The following is a 15,760-nucleotide window of genomic DNA, read 5'->3' on the forward strand; positions in this document are numbered from 1 at the left end:
AGGGGCGTAAGCCCCTTTTCTGATTTACCAAAACTTTTTGGTAAGTTTTTTTTCAGGGAAGCCTTTCAGCCCCAGTGTGCCTTTGAACAAGTAATAGTCCTGGCCATTAATTGAAATTGCTGGAAGCTGTGGAGTAGTATAGGGAACATTTGGGCGCATGATAAAACCGCTGTAACCTTTAGAGGTTTGCGCCAGATCTGTTTGCATAAGGCCATAGCGGATAACGGAGTATGACCCTTTTTTCAGCCCTAAAATAGCGAGTTCATTTCCGGTTGCTGGACGAATGGCCTGAAATTCGAATAACCGATTATCAAATGCAATATCTTTTGTAGGCTTGGATGGTAAAAGGCATTCATCAAACTTGGCCATCATCGAACGGTTGATTTTGCATTGATCCACAGCTGCAATACGTTTTGATGCGTCGAATCCCCGGTTGGATGCACTGCCTTTTACAAATTCAAATGTAGTGCGGGCACCGGCTTTTACCAAAGATTCATCGTCAAAAGGAAGATTATTTGGATTAGGCACAAATGCAACATATTGTTCAGTTGTAATAAATTCAGCGTCCTCAGTACTATAGAGTGAAGCCAAAGACATGATACTCAGACCCTTGACCCCACCAGTTACTGCCCCCATTGTGCCGTTAATTAAATACTTCGAAAGGCCAGCTTCATCAGAACTTCCAGGAGTCACCTCTTCATCTTTAAATGAGACATCAACTCCAGCGAGGGAGTAAGCATTTTTAGCAATGGAATCTTTTGGATTAGCTTTCCAATAAACACCGTGATCTGAAGTTGTCATCGCCGTGTCGGGCGCATTACCTGTGTTAGTGGAGCAACCGGTAAGGCTGGTGGCCAGAACTGCAACAGCAGCCAGAATTGGTTTACGGCTCAGTTTCATTCAATTTTCCTTCTAGGGTCTCAGTGGTTTATGAACCTATTATTTCACACCAGATTGAAAACCTGATAACCCCTACACACAAAAAAGAGAGATGAACGTAAGTTGAGGCCTTCAACCAAAAAACTGAGAGGTGTGTAGCAGGTATAATTTTGAGCCAGTATGACAAGGGGAAGATATGGGCAGTCCGACGACGGAACAACAAAAAATAATTGATAATATCAGTGCAAATAATATGGTCATTGCTGCCCCCGGTAGTGGGAAATCTTTCACCATGATTCAGGGTGTGGTGGCTATTCTGGCTAAATCCCCATACGCACGGATTGGCATGGTAACTTTTACCCGTGCTGCAACTAATTCGTTGGCAGAAAAGCTTAAAAAAAAGCTCAATGCCGAACAGTACGAAAGAGTCATGGTGAACACGTTTCACGGGTTCGTTAAAATGCAGCTGGATGCAGTCGGCTGGCCCGGGAAGATGCTCATCAGTTCCGCACAACGATCTGTCATTCATCGTTCTATTAAAGAAGCCGGTGTCATATTTAAATACCCTGAGGCCGAATTTGCCATTGACGGCATTGGACGGGAAATGGACCCGGATATCATTTCCGTAAGACATACGCGGCAGCAAATCCACCTTTTCAACGTTTACCAGGCACTCTGCCAAAAGGATAATGTTGCCGACCTGAATGCATTGTCCCGTTTCGTTGTCAGTCAGATGCATTCGGGAAAAATGAGGCCGCTTGATTTGACGCATCTTATCGTAGATGAGGTCCAGGACACGGACTCTATCCAGTACGCCTGGATTGCACAGCACACACGTGCTGGTGTGAATACGAGCATAGTCGGAGATGATGACCAGGCAATTTATTCATTCCGGGCCTCTGGCGGAGTGAAAATTTTTCAACAATTTGAAAAAAACTTTCGACCGAATATTTTTTACCTGAACACATGCTTTCGCTGTGAGCCGGAAATCTTATCTATAGCAGATGCGCTAATAACCAAAAACGTATACCGGTACGCAAAGGATTTGCGCTCATCGAAGAAAGGTGGAGGAAAAGTCACTTTTCAAAGTTTTGTTAGCATGGAGGATCAGATCCAAGCAGTCCTAAAGTTGATAGAAAAGGACCCGTATGGCTGGGCCATCTTAAGCCGAGGGAATGCACATCTGGATCAGATAGAAAGTTTCATTACGCAGCCGGTGATACGGTATGGTGGTAAATCATTTTGGGATGAAAAGGAAACAAGCGACGTTTTACACCTTATGGCATTTTTTCGGCAGGCCAGCGATAAGCGACTTATGAAGCGTGTCCTTGCGCTATTTGGTGAGCATGAGCGAATCCTTGACCAGGTTCATGAGCGAATGAAATCGAGAAAAGTAACTTTTGATGACGTGAGTCTTCCGGAAGAAAGCAGTACTGAATCCCGGACATTGCATACGCATTTCAGGCGGTTTAAGGAAAACAGCCACGACAAAGCTGAAATCGCACGGCGTATTGGAAATCTTGTTAAATGGATGGAAATGGCTTCCATTAAAATGAAAACAAATAAGGGAACACCTTCTCTGAGCCGGATCGCACTTGATACATGCCAGCAGTGGGCTGAAAAAAGCGGCTGGGAAAACATGATAAATAGAGCGGCGGCGATGTGCCTTGGTCCAAAACTTAAAAATCAGGAATACACGCCAGATAAAGTAGTTCTTTCGACTCTCCATGGGTCAAAAGGTCTTGAGTGGCCCCGGGTTATTATATTGAGTTGCAATGCAGACCAAATCCCCAGTAAACGGTCAGTTGGTCCTGAAGCGATAGAAGAAGAGCGAAGATTACTTTTCGTTGGAATGACGCGGGCTGAACGGGAGTTATATGTCATGTGGTACGGTGATCCGTCATTCTTTCTGAATGAATGCGGTGAAGAAAAAGTAAAAAATGCCGCAATTAATCATACACAGGAAAAAAGTTCTGAAAATATATAGGAACTTCGATTTACAAGTTTCGATAAATAGGCTATAAAGGAAAGGAACAGTTTTTTTGTTCTCAAATTTTATGTAGCGCCTGCTACACATTTAGTTTGCGCTCCAGCGCCAATATGCCGTGAAAAGCGGCCAGCCTACCAGGGCTGCTAGACACCTGCGGAAAAGTTACTTTTCTTTTCGCAGGTGCGATACCTCATGTCATAAGGCCAACCCGATTTACCAAATCGTAACTTCTTTAGCTCCCTCAAGGGGCTAATTTAGTTGCGTACTTTTAATGCCAGAAAGTATAAATCAGGCGGTTCATAGCTTACGGGAGATGAATGACAGGCTTTGCCTTAGTGTTGAAATTTTATTATTTCTTCCTTCAAAAAATTTAAGGTGACTAAAATGGCTAAAAATAAAGCTCGCAGCAATGTTTTACTTAAAGTTTTCGGTACCCTCGTTCCTGAACTGGAATCACCGGGTAATGAAAAGAAATTAGATGACCTGAAGTCTGTCTTGTTAAATCATTCAGACAAAGATAATGATGTTTTAGTTATTCTTTCTGATGAGGAACCGGTTGCAATAGAACTGCGAACTCTGAAGCCAGTGTCTATCTTAGGGGTAAATCTTGCCGAAAATACTCAGCTTTTTTATGTGAGTATGATTGATATCACAGTCAACAAAATTGGCTATGATGAGGCCTTGCATTTATTGAAGGAATCTCCAGTCGTACCTATGTTTAAAACGCTAGAAGAATTAAAGGATTTTGTCGTGAAAGAGTTTACTCGCTTTGGATTAGAGGCTTTTCTTGATGCTGAAAACCTTGAGTATTCACTTGATAAATCCAATGAACTTCGCAGTCCACAACTTAATAGTTGGCTTAGTGAAATCATTTCTCAACGTGACGTTTTATTGTTACGGCAGAGATTCGATAATGCGACAAAAGCACATTATGAAGGCGTGGAGCAGTTATATTGTGCTGTTCGACCGTTAATGTTTGAACTTGGATTCCCAGACTCGCTGAAGGAACACACATTCTCTGAGTTGACGGTTTTCAGTCCTAAAGGTTGGGACAATGCAATAATGCCAAAAATGGAGTTTCTCGCAAAACGGGAAGCCCAATTTAAAGAAGATGCGTTAAAGCAGGAGCAACAGAAAATCATTCGGTTGCAATCTGATCATCCGCTTTTTGAGCAACAGACAGAAAGCAGAAGTGACAAATTTTATAAAATTCTCGGCAAATCGGCAGCGGCCATATTTGTTGGGGCTATCGTAATCAATGTATTCTTTTTTTAATCCTGAAAAGGGGAAACCCTTATGGGCTTTCCTTAAGCTCGTAAGGAGATAATATGTCATTTCTTGAGTATATAAATGAAGTGAAAGTTTCCGGCATTGTAATCAGTGCAATAGAGCGAGAGGTGTCCGATTGTTCCACCGGTCTACTAATCAAACTGAAAAACAGAATGAAAACGGAAATTAATGGTGAAATAACTGAGAGAGAATATTCAATTCAAATCAAAGTGTCACCTGAGCTGTATTCTGAATGTTTTTCCAATGTTCAATCCGGAGATGAATTGATGGTTGCAGGTTATCTTGTTGTAGACACTGTGCAGTTGGCAGGGAGAGATCAACCTCTCGACTATATGCGAGTGACTGCCATCAGCAAATTAGCGCATATCCCGAAACCAACAAAGGGATTTAGCGCAAGTAGCTTCAAACAGACTTGATACATTAACTTACCCAGTGGGGGAGACATCCCTCATGGGATGACTCCCTCAAGGAGTTCCCATGAGAATAAAGCTCAAATCCACTTCGAGTAGCGATAAGCAACTCGACTTTTTCGCATTATTTAACTTGAATGATGAAGAAGAAGAAAGTCATATAGACATAACCGGGAAACCTCTTGGTTATGATAATAATCCAGAATTCGTCAATGGCAATGTAAGAAACATATACGACCTGCCAACGGATGCTATAACCCCATCTGGCTCTGACTCCGATCAGCAGAACCGGAAAATCAAAAACCTTCCTGTTGATGCAATCATATACTCTATTATCCGTGCCACTGAAAATGATTATCTTTTCCGTATGCCGGAATATGATGCTGAATTAGGTGCAGCAGTTTTCAACTGGAATACCGAATCTGTAGTGGCAATTTATGTCGCCGCAATGGAGGAGTCTTTTGAAAATCTGCGGTTTATGATTAAAAACAAAAATCTCTTTAATGTTGAGGATGATGGTTCATTAGTCGTGAACCCTATGCTCATAGTGGAAACACAATGGTATATGTCTGAAGTTTTCGAGATGGCCTGTGCTGTAAACGGAATTGATCCAATTGAATTTCGTCACCAGCTTCGGGATTTCTTGTATAGCGAAACACATGCCTATAAAGAGATGAAATTGAAAAGTGAATTGTATAAATCAGATCCAACCATGGTTTTCCATGATTGTTCTGATGGTACGGACTGGGAAACATTTTTTGATGGTGATTATTTTTACTCCAGCAAAAAGCTGGCGTTGAAATGGTCGGACTCTGAACTTGTTACTTTATTTAAGAAATCCTTCACCGATGCAATTGACTTATTTGAAACCCTTGTTGTAACTAATAAACTTACGACAAGAGATGCTAAAGGCTGGGTCCAGATTAATCCTGTTTTCGAATCGGAATTAGAATGGATTAAGTCTGATGTATTTAACATTATAGGAACCCATCTTGGATATGACGTTGAGTCTGTTAGAAAACAGATTATGACGACGTGTCAAATGGCATTCCATTAAATTGCCCCCGGCAAACATTCGCCTGGGTGCGGTGTTTGCTTATCTGGAGAAATGATATGAATAACACCGCTATAGCAATTAATGCAGTAGATACTGATGCAATGGTTTCCAATGTCCCTGTTGAAGAACTTCTTCCGGATGCATGTCGCGAGCCCAAGCGCAGTAATTCAAAAGAACTTTTCTATCTGGTATATGCAACTGATTTATTCGGCATACCGGAACTGGATCCTAAAATGATTGTACCAGTATTCAAAAAACAGACACCTTACCGTGCCCCTCTGAATAAAGACTACATCCCGAATCCACGAATCCTTGAGCAGGTAGTAAAGCTTTTGGTGACGACGAATCTGGATTTAAGTCTCTGTCTGAAAGGAGAGTCGGGGTCGGGAAAAACGGAAATGGCGATGTACATCAGTCATATGATGAACTGGCCACTCACTATAAAGCAAATCAACAGCAACATACGTGCTGATGAGCTCGAAGGTGAACGAAGTCTGATTGACGGAAATACTGGATTTGTATTGAGTGAACTGGTTAAGGGTTTTCGTGATGGTCATCTAATCCTGCTGGATGAAATTGACAAGATCGACCCTGATACAGCGGCAAAATTGCACATGCCAATCGAACGCAAACCCTGGTCCGTGAGTGCCAATGGTGGTGAGGTAGTTCATCCTAGCGAGTTTACTCGCTTTATGGGCACAGCCAACACGAACATGAATGGTGGGGCTCGTCGCTTTGTTTCGTCACAGCGTCAGGATGCGGCTTTCATAAAGCGTTTTCTGATCGTTGAAATGGAAAGGCCTGACGAAGTGTTTTTGACTGGTGTTCTTATGCAACGTTTCAATCATCTGCCAGCAGCGGTTGTTTCGAAGTTCGTATCGACGGCTGTCTCGGTGAATAACATTGGCGTTGAAGATTGCGTGATGGATTTGCGTCAGTTGGTGACCTGGGTGGCAACGTCATTGACGTTATCAAACCTGGCACTGCTTAAGACCTTTGAAATCGCGTTTTCAGCAGCTTTGCCTCTCCATGCAAATGAACTCGTAACAGAAGCCATAGACCTTGTCCTTGGTGATGTGAAGAATTCATCTATGGGAGATTTGCTCGCAAAAAAGTAACAATAGATGGGGTGAGCTATTCAAGAATTAAACTTGAATTAAATAACTTATCACATCTGAAGTTTCATTACTTATTAAGTTATGATGGTAAATCTTTCATAGTGATTGCGGGAACCGGTACTGAAATGATTTTACTTTCCCCGGTGGATGCAGATAGAACATTGTATGAAGTTAAGCCATTAAAGGTGGACATATTTGATGTGGTTAAGGAATATTCTGAAGCAGGATATGTTCCTCAGGGTAATATCGAATTTGATTCACTCTTAACTGAATTAGGTAATGAACTTATAACTCTTTAATTCGATTGTCTTAAACCCACGCGGGGAAATTTCCCGTATGGGGAGTTTTCCCCTCATATTTATTTTGGAGAAAACTCATGACTCTTAATACTTCTACTTTAACTTCAGAAAATGCCGCAGTGATTAGCTCTAATTTCATTAAGCGCTATCCTGAGCTTGCTGAAGGTGCAGTAATAACCAAACTTGAAATCAGTGGGTGTCAGGGGGCACGTCGTACCGGGGAGATTGAACTCTCCTACGAGGGCACCGATGTCACTAACCAGAAGAGTGTCGCCAAAAGCGAGGTTCGCTGGATAGATGTAAAGGCACTAAGTTTCAAGAGCACGATCACCAGCAGAATATCATCTCTCTGTTCCCGCCTGTGCATCCGTTACAGTCATATGTGGATTTTACCGGTGACAAGCATGCAGGAGTTCCTGGAAGAAGCTCAGGAAATCCAGCGGGAGTTCGAGGCAGGTATTGAAAAGGTTCTTGAAAACTATGAAGTGCATATTCAGGCTGAAAAAGATCGCAGCCCGAAAATGGCAAACCTGATTGACCAGCTCAAGTTATCGAAAGAGGATTTCAAAAATTCTTTCCGATTCAATCTTGCGCATTTCATCCCTTTTAACCCGATAAGCGTTGAAGGGGAGGAGACTGACAGTCTCTATCAGGACCAGTTGCTGATTGACCTTGCCGATGAGGCATCTAAGGTTTATGCAAAAATCAGCAAAAATGACAATATGCGCTCAAGCACTATTTCCAGACTTAAGCAAATGCAAAACAAGATCATCAGCTTTATGTTTATTCATAAAGAAGCGTCGGTTCTTGCAGATGCTATCAACCACATCATAAGTAATTTACCTGCGGGTGCAATTAATGAGCCGCGTGATGTTGCTGTTCTGCATCAATGGTTTTTATTCATGAGTGACGCAGCAATGCTGAAGCGAATTATTTCAGGAGAGCAAAAAATAACGGATTGGTTGGAATCTATTACCCACTCATTCAATATGCCTTCTGTAAATAAATCGCTGGCTTCTGGTGTGGACCTGGCTGACGAGTTAATGTCGGCTGATGTTTTTGGTTCAGCTTCAAAAGTCATCGTAGCCGAGCCCGAAGTGAAGGATTCAGTTCTGAAATCGTCTAACGCTCCAGCGCAATCCATGGCTGAAGTTGAAGAGGACGATGAAATGTCTCTAAACGGTTGGTAATCATATTTCAATTTCCCGGATGGGTACTTCACCTTCCGGGTGAGTACCCTAATTTTTTAAGGTACTCAAATGAAATTCGATTTAAAAAATTCACCTCGGCACATACAGCGTCTTAAGAATATTGCAAACGTCATCAGTGGAATACCTGATATAACCGTTATTATATCCTCTGGCGTAAAAGGCCCGTATTTTAGTCCTTCACGTAATCTTTGTGTTCTTCCAAATGGAGATTACAGCGACCAGAAATTTGTAGAGTTAACTGAAGGTTTTATTTGTCATGAGGCAGGACACGGTAGATATACTGATAGTGACCAGTGGCAGGAAGAAATGGAAGCTGTCTTGTCTTCCTCCCCAGGTTTCCAGTCTCTCGACAGCAATCATGAAGGAATGTTTGATACCCCTGCACTCAAAAGGGCGGCATATGCTAAATCGCGCCGACTGGGGGGGTTGATAAACCTCTTTGATGATATACAGATGGAGCGACAAGTTGGTGGCGATTTTGCCCAGGCGGGTCCCCGTCTTGCCAGAACCTATCAGTTGATGGTTGAGGCAGGTTTGATGACCTGCGATATAACGTCATCCCAGCCTGATCCGGTAAGGTTCCTGGAAGGGTTTTTACTCAATTCAATGCGAGTTGAGGTCCTTAAACAGGAAGGGCAGGCAGCGATACTCGAACCTTTTTTTGAGTTCGCGGCTACGCTTCTGAAACCCTATTTGTCTGAACTTACGGATATCATTCACGACGCACACAGCAGCAGGTGTACCGGTGATGCTATTCGACTGGCCAAACAAACTCTCAGCCTGATCGAGCGCATGCGCGATGAGGCAAAAGAGCGGCAACAGGACCGAGGTCAGACTGATGATCAGACCCCTGATGCTGATGATTCTGATAATCAACCTGAAGCCGAGGAAGAATCAGACAGTAATGCTGATGACGACGCGGATGACAGTGATGCTCAGAGTGATGACCAGAAGTCTGATGCTGATGATTCTAATGCTGAACCAGACCCGGATGAACACTCAGGAAACAATACTGAGGAAGCGACGGGTGAAAGTGAAGCACAGAACGGCAACGAGACTGAAAAGGATGGGCAATCGGACCAGGAAAACGGTCAAGCTGATGAAACTGCTGGTGAAGAGGAAAGTAACTTTTCCTCAGAGCAATGGGCGAAGCTTGAGGCACTTCTGAATGATTTTCTGGAGTGTGATGAAGAAAGCCCGGATTACCATGACCAACTCGCCGGTCTGGTGGAGCAAATCGCTGAGGCTTGCCCTGCGGCCATTAAGGCTGAATTTGGTGGTAGCCCATGGGATTTGCCAGACCTGCCAATTGATATTGATGTTTATAACGAAGCAGTGCGTCTGAGTCAGACCGTGGCCGATGATTTGTCGATGCTACAACAGGCAAATGTCCGGACCATGAATAAGACACGGGACAGAGGCGTTACGTTTGACCCGGGGCGGCTGATACAGGCCCCCATGGGTGTACGGGATGTATTCCGGACACCGGGCGCATCGAAGAGTCGTGGCCACATAGGCATTGTTATCCTCAGAGATATCTCCGCCTCCATGGCCAGTGATGATCGTTATATCCACGCAATAAAAGCCGACCTTGCATTGTCTCTGGCATTGCAAAGTTACGGGAATATGCATGTTGCTAATATGCTTTTTCCCTACAGAACTGAAGCCTGTGAAATTATTAAATCTTTCGACCAGTCGGTGGAGGAAACAATTTCACGGTTCGACCTGGGTAAACCCGGTAGTCATACTCCCACCGGGGATGCTTTAAAGGTCGCACACGATCTGTTGTTAGAGAGTCAGTTCGACAGAAAAATTGTCTTGTTGATTACCGATGGGGAACCAACAAGGTCGAATTATTCAGTTGAGGAAGTATTAAAACTGGCTGATAAGAACGGAATAGAAGTCGCAGGTATTGGAATTAATACCGACGAACTTGAAGGTTTTAAGTCCGGTACTTTCGTAAATGTTGAGGATATCTCAATGCTGGCTTTAGAAGTTAATAAGCTGGTTATGGATATTCTCACCAATTAAAAACTCTACCCGATTGGGGCAAACGGCCCCTTGGGGTTATTTGCTCCTTGAAGGTTAATGGAGCAAATTATGAGTCAGATAAAAACCTACCGTGTTGTGCATGAAGTTGAGGGGCAAAAACATAAGATCCGTATTTTTGGTCGTATAGGTGAAGTCATTAATGACACTGAGCCAAAGGAAATTATTCTTCGGGAAGTTTCTATACCCGAGGATGAAATTCATAAAACTCAGGTGCTCGTTGGTGACTTCATTCAACGACTGGAAAAACAGGGCTTCACTGAAGCTTAATTTTATGAGGGCCTTAACTGGCCCTCTTTCTTAAATTCTGCGTTGTGGGTTTCTCAATGTCCTCTGATACGCAGAAGACATTGCGAAACCCACAATGTCAGATAAGAGAGAATAAAATGACTTATGTTTCCTCAGCAGTTCAGGGCAGCCCGCAGGAAATTTCCGAACACTTTATAAAACTTGTCCACGCCCGCATAGCGGAAGTGGGCGGATGGCGTTCAGTGTTTGAAAAAATCGCTGCTTTTGATTTAGCCGTCACGAAAGCCCCTGGACAAGTGGCTTGCCCCTTTACCAATGCGGGTAAGTCTAAGTTCAGATTCCGCCACAAAGATTTGTACACGGGTTGTGCCATTCACAATGACTTCCCGATAAATGCCTTCTGTGATGGGATTGACGTGCTGGCTGAATATTATCAGATGAGCAAAACGCAGACGTGTAAGAAGATCCTGACAGATTTTTTTGGCATGGATTTGGCTGCACCGATGACGCGCTCGGACATAGAAAGTGAGCGTAAATATCACGAAATCGTGAAGCAACATGAGTCTCTGTCAGCTGAAGAGATTGCGACCCGGCTTCGTAAACTTGAAGTTATGTATCACTACACTCGCGAAATTAGCCCTGATTCACCGGTTGCTGAGTATCTCCGGAAGCGTGGACTTTCACGTATCCTGAGTCACCTGCCCGCCGACCTGGGCTATAACCCTCGCCTGTACTACTGGGATAAAGACGCGCAGTCCAGTCTGATTTATCCGGGGATGGTGGCCATTCTGCGGGATACTCGCGGGCGGGCCCTGACCTTGCACAGAACGTACGTTGAAAAGAGTGGTGATAAGGCGCCTGTAGAGACTCCGAAACTGATGATGAAGCCACCTGCGGATCTGCTTGGTGCTTCAATTCAGCTGTTCGATCCACACTATGCCAAAGGGTCTAAGACCTGGACGCTCGGTGTGGCCGAAGGAATTGAAAACGCGCTGTCTGTAACTGAAGCGACTTCAACACCGTGCTGGGCTGCAAGCTCAGCCTGGTGTCTGGAGAACGTTGTCATTCCCGATTCTTTATTGCCCCCTCCGGACGTTAAAACTATTCAGTTTTACATCTGGTCGGATAAGGATCGTGCTAATAGTCAGGGCCTGTGTGCCGGTCGTGAAGCTGCAAATAAGCTTCAGGCTCGCATGACAGAGTTTCTGACAAAGCGCTATCCAGCTTCAGAACTGACAGTGACAGTATTCGAACCAGATAGTGAGATCCCTGAAGGCAAGAAGGGGATTGACTGGAACGATGTGCTGAATCTGGCTGGTCCAGACGGTTTCCCTGTTATCTGGGGACCTTCGAAACTGGCTCAGCTTTAAACCCGATAACTCCCCCGCATTTTGCGGGGGGGGTATCCTTTTTAATAAAGATTATGCAACCTTTATTAAAAAGGAATTACCGTTTTTCTTCGTGAAAATCACTCGCCTTTTGGGTGAGATTTACGGCTGAGATGCTTGCTCAGTTTAATAAATGTGCGGTATTTCTGGCTACGGTCGGATTTGCGACATGGTATATCCATAAAATCTAAAACCCATAACGGGAGTATTACCGTTATGGTAATGCTCTCATTTATCCTGGAGAGCATTATGAAAGTATCTTTAAAAACTGAGATTTATAATAAATTAGCTTCTGTGATCAAGTCACATATTATACCGAACCCGTCAGCGATTTATCATCTCTATGACAATGAGGTAGATTTGAGAATTTTGAAACAGAGCATTGATGAAAGTGACAGAAGCCTGCTGTATATAGTAAGACCTACAGGTACCTGTATGCTGCGTTGCGACCGCTATTTCTTTCCGGAATATTATGTTACCTGCCGTGGGAATTACCGTGAATTTTCTTATGTTCACCTTGATTTGCAGACCGGAGATCACCGTAATATTGATTGGGAAGAAGCGCAAAAAATTCTGTCTAAGCCTATGTCGCTGCCTGTCCGGAATGGCCTTGGCAAATTTGAATATCTGACAAAAGTAGTGGATGATTTGCGCAACAAGGGTTATGCCGATTATTTGCCAGCATATAACCTTGATGAATTGCGTAAGTTTGCAAAAGATGACGGGCGTCCTTCGCTGGTTAATTATATTGATAAAGTGATGACGTTAATGTGATTTCTAATTGCACATTTAGTTATCTTAATCCCTGATGGGCTCTCCATCAGGAGGCCCTCATATCTATGGTGGCCTTATGAAATTTTTAACTAAACTGGTAACCGCTGTTTTATTAAAAAATGGTGTTGAACCTGTAAATGTGGAAGTGAAGACGAGATTTTCGTTGGAACAACCTATTGATGACTGTTCTTTAAGTATTTATTGCAAGGTTTCTCAGCTGGCCGTATTTATCCCCGGTTATATAGCTACGTTCAAAGAAAGCGTATTGGCTTTTGATGTCGAGCTTGAACTCCAGCAGTTGCTGTCGGGTGCTGATGTGCTTTGTGATGAGTATGAGTCGCTGGGGTATATTTCGGTATGGTTAGAACTACACCGAGAGCCGCAGCGGCAACGGGATTACAGGAAAAGCTACTTTGGTTTGTCGGACGCTCATTGCGAACTGGCGAACCAGCTGGCGCATGCTTGGGAGCCCAACATCAGTCAAATGGCCAGCTCATGGCTGCTGCACATGGACGAGTTTATGCGTTATGTCCGAAATACCCTGTCCCGGGAGATGCAGTTTATGCTGTCCCTGATTGATGACCTGCATCACATTGCGCTCAGCCGCAGTATACCGCAGATCATTAAGACCGTAACGCATGGTACTGACGTGCTTACGATAGAGTTGTCTCGGTTAGACTCAGAAACAATTGACGGGCATTTGCGCAATAACACGCCTGTGAGCACCAGAAAAAATGCAGCTGATTATATCCGACGGATTCAGTCGTTCGCTCAAACCGGCGGTCGTCTGGGTTACGTAACCTGCCGTCATTTCAGATCAGGTGTACCTGTCTGCCGCTCTTTGCCCGCGTTTTTGCGAAACAGAGGGCTTGGCAGTGATCGGAAACAACTGAACCGGCTGATTACTGATACGGTTGGAGGAAGGAATCAGGATATTGGTTTGTGCGATTTTTGATGCAGACCAGATCCTGTAGTCAGTTGTAATAGCTTCCAAAATTTAACTCTCCTGAGGGACTCTCCCTCAGGGAGTTGTTCCTCATTTCTTATCGAGGAATGAAAAATGAAATGCATCCAAAATTTGATAGCAGCAACGTTGATTAAGAATGGCTTTGCACAGTGTTCCGGCATTCGCATTACGCAGGACATCCTTCAGGCCAAACGGTTTGTTGTCGACGTTGATATTCCGGTCAGTTCGTTACTGCCATTCCTTGGAAAATATCTGGCATCAAATTGCCAGGGATATTCAGGGATTGCTGATGACCACCCGTTAGGGATGTACTGCCGGAGCGCGCATTTGCTGTCTGCTGGGCCCGTGAATCTATCTTCTTTACGGTTCTCGGTACCGTTAACTCTTACCCACCTGCACTTGCTCAGTGGTCAGCCTGAACTGCTTCATTCAGGCCCAAATCGTGACCGGCTGGAGTATGTTTTTTACCGTACTTCCACGGCCGGAAAGGATCTGATACTGGGGTTGGTTGAGAAGGGCAGTGACTTTATATCCTTCATTTTCGACCGGTTGCAGACGTGCCTGATGGCTGTGATGCCTTTGGCCCGGTCTCTGCTGGAAAAAGTGCTGGAGAACAGCGTTACGCGCCCTTTGTGTGAGTTTATCAGCGAACGTTATGGCGTGACTGCCAAGATCGTGGTGGAAAAGGTCGTGCCCGGGATGGTTGACGAAATACTCTGTAATGGGTGGACCGTTGAAACGCTTTCCGAAGCCGACAAATATCTGATCCACCTTCAACGGTATCTTTCAGGTCGAGTCATGAAACGCCATATCTATGCTGAAATACATCAGCCGGAAAATGGGGTTTCGACAGTGAGTACTCTGGCTGGAAAATATTCAGCACCGGTTATCGTCACAGAATACCGACTAACCGGTATAAAATGCGATGCTATATTTCAGAAGGCCATCAACCACGCAGTGAAGACGTTACAAGACGTCAAGTGCTCGCGTGATCAGGATGCCCTCTACATGTAAATTTTTAACCCTCAAGGGATTTCGCTTCCCTTGGGAGGCATTCCCTTTCCATTAAGGAAGTGCCTATGTTTAGCGAATTTGATAATAAGCAATTTGTCTGCGCGAAGATTAACTCTTTAGGACTTAACGTAAAGTCTGATAACGTGTTTTTAGTACTCGCAAAATCCGGGAACAACAGTTCCTCAATCCGTGCTGAGTTTAAATCACATGAGTTGTCTCAATTAGTAGATATGTATGTGGACGAGTTGATCGCATCGAATGCCCCCTTCCTTCAGACTGAACCTTTACGGGTGAAGTTGAAGTATTTTCTTCAGGTATTCGACAAACTCGGCTATGGCACCTTTTTGCTTAAACATTCTGACACTTCGGCAGCGGATATTGGCTTCTTTGATATATGTGATTTAGTTAAGAAGCGAATAGAACTCACCTGTTCGACGCCAGATTCTGTAAAAGATAAATATAGAAGTTTAATGGAAGTGGAAGGGAAAGTTTTGATTTCTCGCCATGCATTAACCCATTTCTATCATTCCGAATATTTAGATTTTATTAGCTACTGCCGTAATAAGCTTATCGATGTGTTGGGGGCTGTATACTGGACGTTTGTGGATATGACACGCACGTATTCACTTTTGAACCAGTATCAATACAGCCGAAAAATTAACAAGGATTGGACGTTGTCTCTATCTATTGATGACACATCATATCCTCTTCACATGCATGAACGATATATTAAGCGTGATACTGCGAATGGAGAACAACTGATTAACCGCAATAATGAAGCTATCAATAAACTTTATATGGATGTCGCGTCAGGTGATTCTGTGCCTGTTCATATTAAAGTGGATGTAATGGCTCAGGGCGGTGTGTGTATCTATTCAGGCTTACTTGCGGCCAGTGCAGCGTACAGCCGTAAAGCAGAGATAAAAATCCACAACCGGAAGGAGCTCCTGAAGGAGATCATTCCTGTAATCAGATGTCTCCAGGATGAACGGCAGTATGTAGCTTAACTAGCCGTTAAACACGAAAAAGCATTTAAATTTAACTCACCTCACGGGGAAGCAGCTT

General features: G+C 43.9%; 15 protein-coding genes. 14 read left to right on the top strand and 1 reads right to left on the bottom strand.

The features are described from left to right. Positions 1–24: 24 nt before the first annotated feature. Positions 25–900, bottom strand: coding sequence for a hypothetical protein (locus tag L6R44_RS10865; RefSeq protein WP_237424176.1), 876 nt, complete (start codon positions 898–900; stop codon positions 25–27). A 175-nt stretch (positions 901–1,075) separates the two neighbouring features. On the opposite strand from L6R44_RS10865, the gene trhI reads away from it, so the two are divergent. The 14 genes from trhI (at position 1,076) to L6R44_RS10935 (ending at position 15,702) form a co-directional block, all read left to right on the top strand. Continuing rightward, entirely contained in the window at positions 1,076–2,866 is a 1,791-nt protein-coding gene (gene trhI, locus L6R44_RS10870) for an IncHI-type conjugal transfer helicase TrhI (RefSeq protein ID WP_237424177.1), read from the top strand. A gap of 387 nt (positions 2,867–3,253) precedes the next feature. Beyond that, positions 3,254–4,144: a hypothetical protein gene (locus L6R44_RS10875; RefSeq protein WP_237424178.1), complete on the top strand. Its 891-nt coding sequence runs from the start codon at positions 3,254–3,256 to the stop codon at positions 4,142–4,144. A gap of 53 nt (positions 4,145–4,197) precedes the next feature. After that, on the top strand, positions 4,198–4,575 hold the full coding sequence (locus tag L6R44_RS10880) for a hypothetical protein (RefSeq protein WP_237424179.1): 378 nt from the start codon (positions 4,198–4,200) through the stop codon (positions 4,573–4,575). Between the two features lie 61 nt (positions 4,576–4,636). Beyond that, entirely contained in the window at positions 4,637–5,626 is a 990-nt protein-coding gene (locus tag L6R44_RS10885) for a hypothetical protein (RefSeq protein ID WP_237424180.1), read from the top strand. A gap of 56 nt (positions 5,627–5,682) precedes the next feature. After that, entirely contained in the window at positions 5,683–6,744 is a 1,062-nt protein-coding gene (locus L6R44_RS10890) for an ATP-binding protein (RefSeq protein WP_237424181.1), read from the top strand. Between the two features lie 11 nt (positions 6,745–6,755). Further along, on the top strand, positions 6,756–7,043 hold the full coding sequence (locus tag L6R44_RS10895; protein WP_237424182.1) for a hypothetical protein: 288 nt from the start codon (positions 6,756–6,758) through the stop codon (positions 7,041–7,043). Positions 7,044–7,120: 77 nt separating this feature from the next. Beyond that, the gene (locus L6R44_RS10900; protein ID WP_237424183.1) at positions 7,121–8,233 is read left to right on the top strand and encodes a DUF3150 domain-containing protein; all 1,113 of its coding nucleotides are present in this window, start codon (positions 7,121–7,123) and stop codon (positions 8,231–8,233) included. Positions 8,234–8,302: 69 nt separating this feature from the next. Next, positions 8,303–10,285 (top strand): VWA domain-containing protein, encoded by a 1,983-nt coding sequence (locus L6R44_RS10905; protein ID WP_237424184.1) that lies wholly within the window; start codon positions 8,303–8,305, stop codon positions 10,283–10,285. A 69-nt stretch (positions 10,286–10,354) separates the two neighbouring features. Further along, positions 10,355–10,573, top strand: coding sequence for a hypothetical protein (locus L6R44_RS10910; RefSeq protein ID WP_237424185.1), 219 nt, complete (start codon positions 10,355–10,357; stop codon positions 10,571–10,573). A 116-nt stretch (positions 10,574–10,689) separates the two neighbouring features. After that, complete coding sequence (locus L6R44_RS10915) at positions 10,690–11,922, top strand: DUF7146 domain-containing protein (protein ID WP_237424186.1); 1,233 nt, start codon at positions 10,690–10,692, stop codon at positions 11,920–11,922. 267 nt (positions 11,923–12,189) lie between these two features. Further along, a complete protein-coding gene (locus L6R44_RS10920) occupies positions 12,190–12,714 on the top strand; it encodes a hypothetical protein (RefSeq protein ID WP_237424187.1) in 525 nt (174 codons plus the stop codon). A 76-nt stretch (positions 12,715–12,790) separates the two neighbouring features. Further along, positions 12,791–13,669 carry a hypothetical protein gene (locus L6R44_RS10925; RefSeq protein ID WP_237424188.1) on the top strand — a complete coding sequence of 293 codons (879 nt, stop codon included), beginning with the start codon at positions 12,791–12,793 and terminating at the stop codon, positions 13,667–13,669. A gap of 105 nt (positions 13,670–13,774) precedes the next feature. Beyond that, positions 13,775–14,695 (top strand): hypothetical protein, encoded by a 921-nt coding sequence (locus L6R44_RS10930; RefSeq protein ID WP_237424189.1) that lies wholly within the window; start codon positions 13,775–13,777, stop codon positions 14,693–14,695. Between the two features lie 65 nt (positions 14,696–14,760). After that, entirely contained in the window at positions 14,761–15,702 is a 942-nt protein-coding gene (locus L6R44_RS10935; RefSeq protein WP_237424190.1) for a hypothetical protein, read from the top strand. Positions 15,703–15,760: the final 58 nt, after the last annotated feature.

It is taken from the genome of Enterobacter cloacae complex sp. ECC445 (assembly GCF_021892025.1).
GTDB lineage: Bacteria > Pseudomonadota > Gammaproteobacteria > Enterobacterales > Enterobacteriaceae > Enterobacter > Enterobacter chengduensis.

What these genes read in the sequence shown, in the direction of transcription:
- L6R44_RS10910 (WP_237424185.1), top strand. Translation starts at nt 10,355, where the DNA reads ATGAGTCAGATAAAAACCTACCGTGTTGTGCATGAAGTTGAGGGGCAA.
- L6R44_RS10890 (WP_237424181.1), top strand. Translation starts at nt 5,683, where the DNA reads ATGAATAACACCGCTATAGCAATTAATGCAGTAGATACTGATGCAATG.
- L6R44_RS10885 (WP_237424180.1), top strand. Translation starts at nt 4,637, where the DNA reads ATGAGAATAAAGCTCAAATCCACTTCGAGTAGCGATAAGCAACTCGAC.
- L6R44_RS10880 (WP_237424179.1), top strand. Translation starts at nt 4,198, where the DNA reads ATGTCATTTCTTGAGTATATAAATGAAGTGAAAGTTTCCGGCATTGTA.
- L6R44_RS10920 (WP_237424187.1), top strand. Translation starts at nt 12,190, where the DNA reads ATGAAAGTATCTTTAAAAACTGAGATTTATAATAAATTAGCTTCTGTG.
- L6R44_RS10915 (WP_237424186.1), top strand. Translation starts at nt 10,690, where the DNA reads ATGACTTATGTTTCCTCAGCAGTTCAGGGCAGCCCGCAGGAAATTTCC.
- L6R44_RS10905 (WP_237424184.1), top strand. Translation starts at nt 8,303, where the DNA reads ATGAAATTCGATTTAAAAAATTCACCTCGGCACATACAGCGTCTTAAG.
- L6R44_RS10900 (WP_237424183.1), top strand. Translation starts at nt 7,121, where the DNA reads ATGACTCTTAATACTTCTACTTTAACTTCAGAAAATGCCGCAGTGATT.
- L6R44_RS10930 (WP_237424189.1), top strand. Translation starts at nt 13,775, where the DNA reads ATGAAATGCATCCAAAATTTGATAGCAGCAACGTTGATTAAGAATGGC.
- trhI (WP_237424177.1), top strand. Translation starts at nt 1,076, where the DNA reads ATGGGCAGTCCGACGACGGAACAACAAAAAATAATTGATAATATCAGT.
- L6R44_RS10865 (WP_237424176.1), bottom strand. Translation starts at nt 900, where the DNA reads ATGAAACTGAGCCGTAAACCAATTCTGGCTGCTGTTGCAGTTCTGGCC.
- L6R44_RS10935 (WP_237424190.1), top strand. Translation starts at nt 14,761, where the DNA reads ATGTTTAGCGAATTTGATAATAAGCAATTTGTCTGCGCGAAGATTAAC.
- L6R44_RS10875 (WP_237424178.1), top strand. Translation starts at nt 3,254, where the DNA reads ATGGCTAAAAATAAAGCTCGCAGCAATGTTTTACTTAAAGTTTTCGGT.
- L6R44_RS10925 (WP_237424188.1), top strand. Translation starts at nt 12,791, where the DNA reads ATGAAATTTTTAACTAAACTGGTAACCGCTGTTTTATTAAAAAATGGT.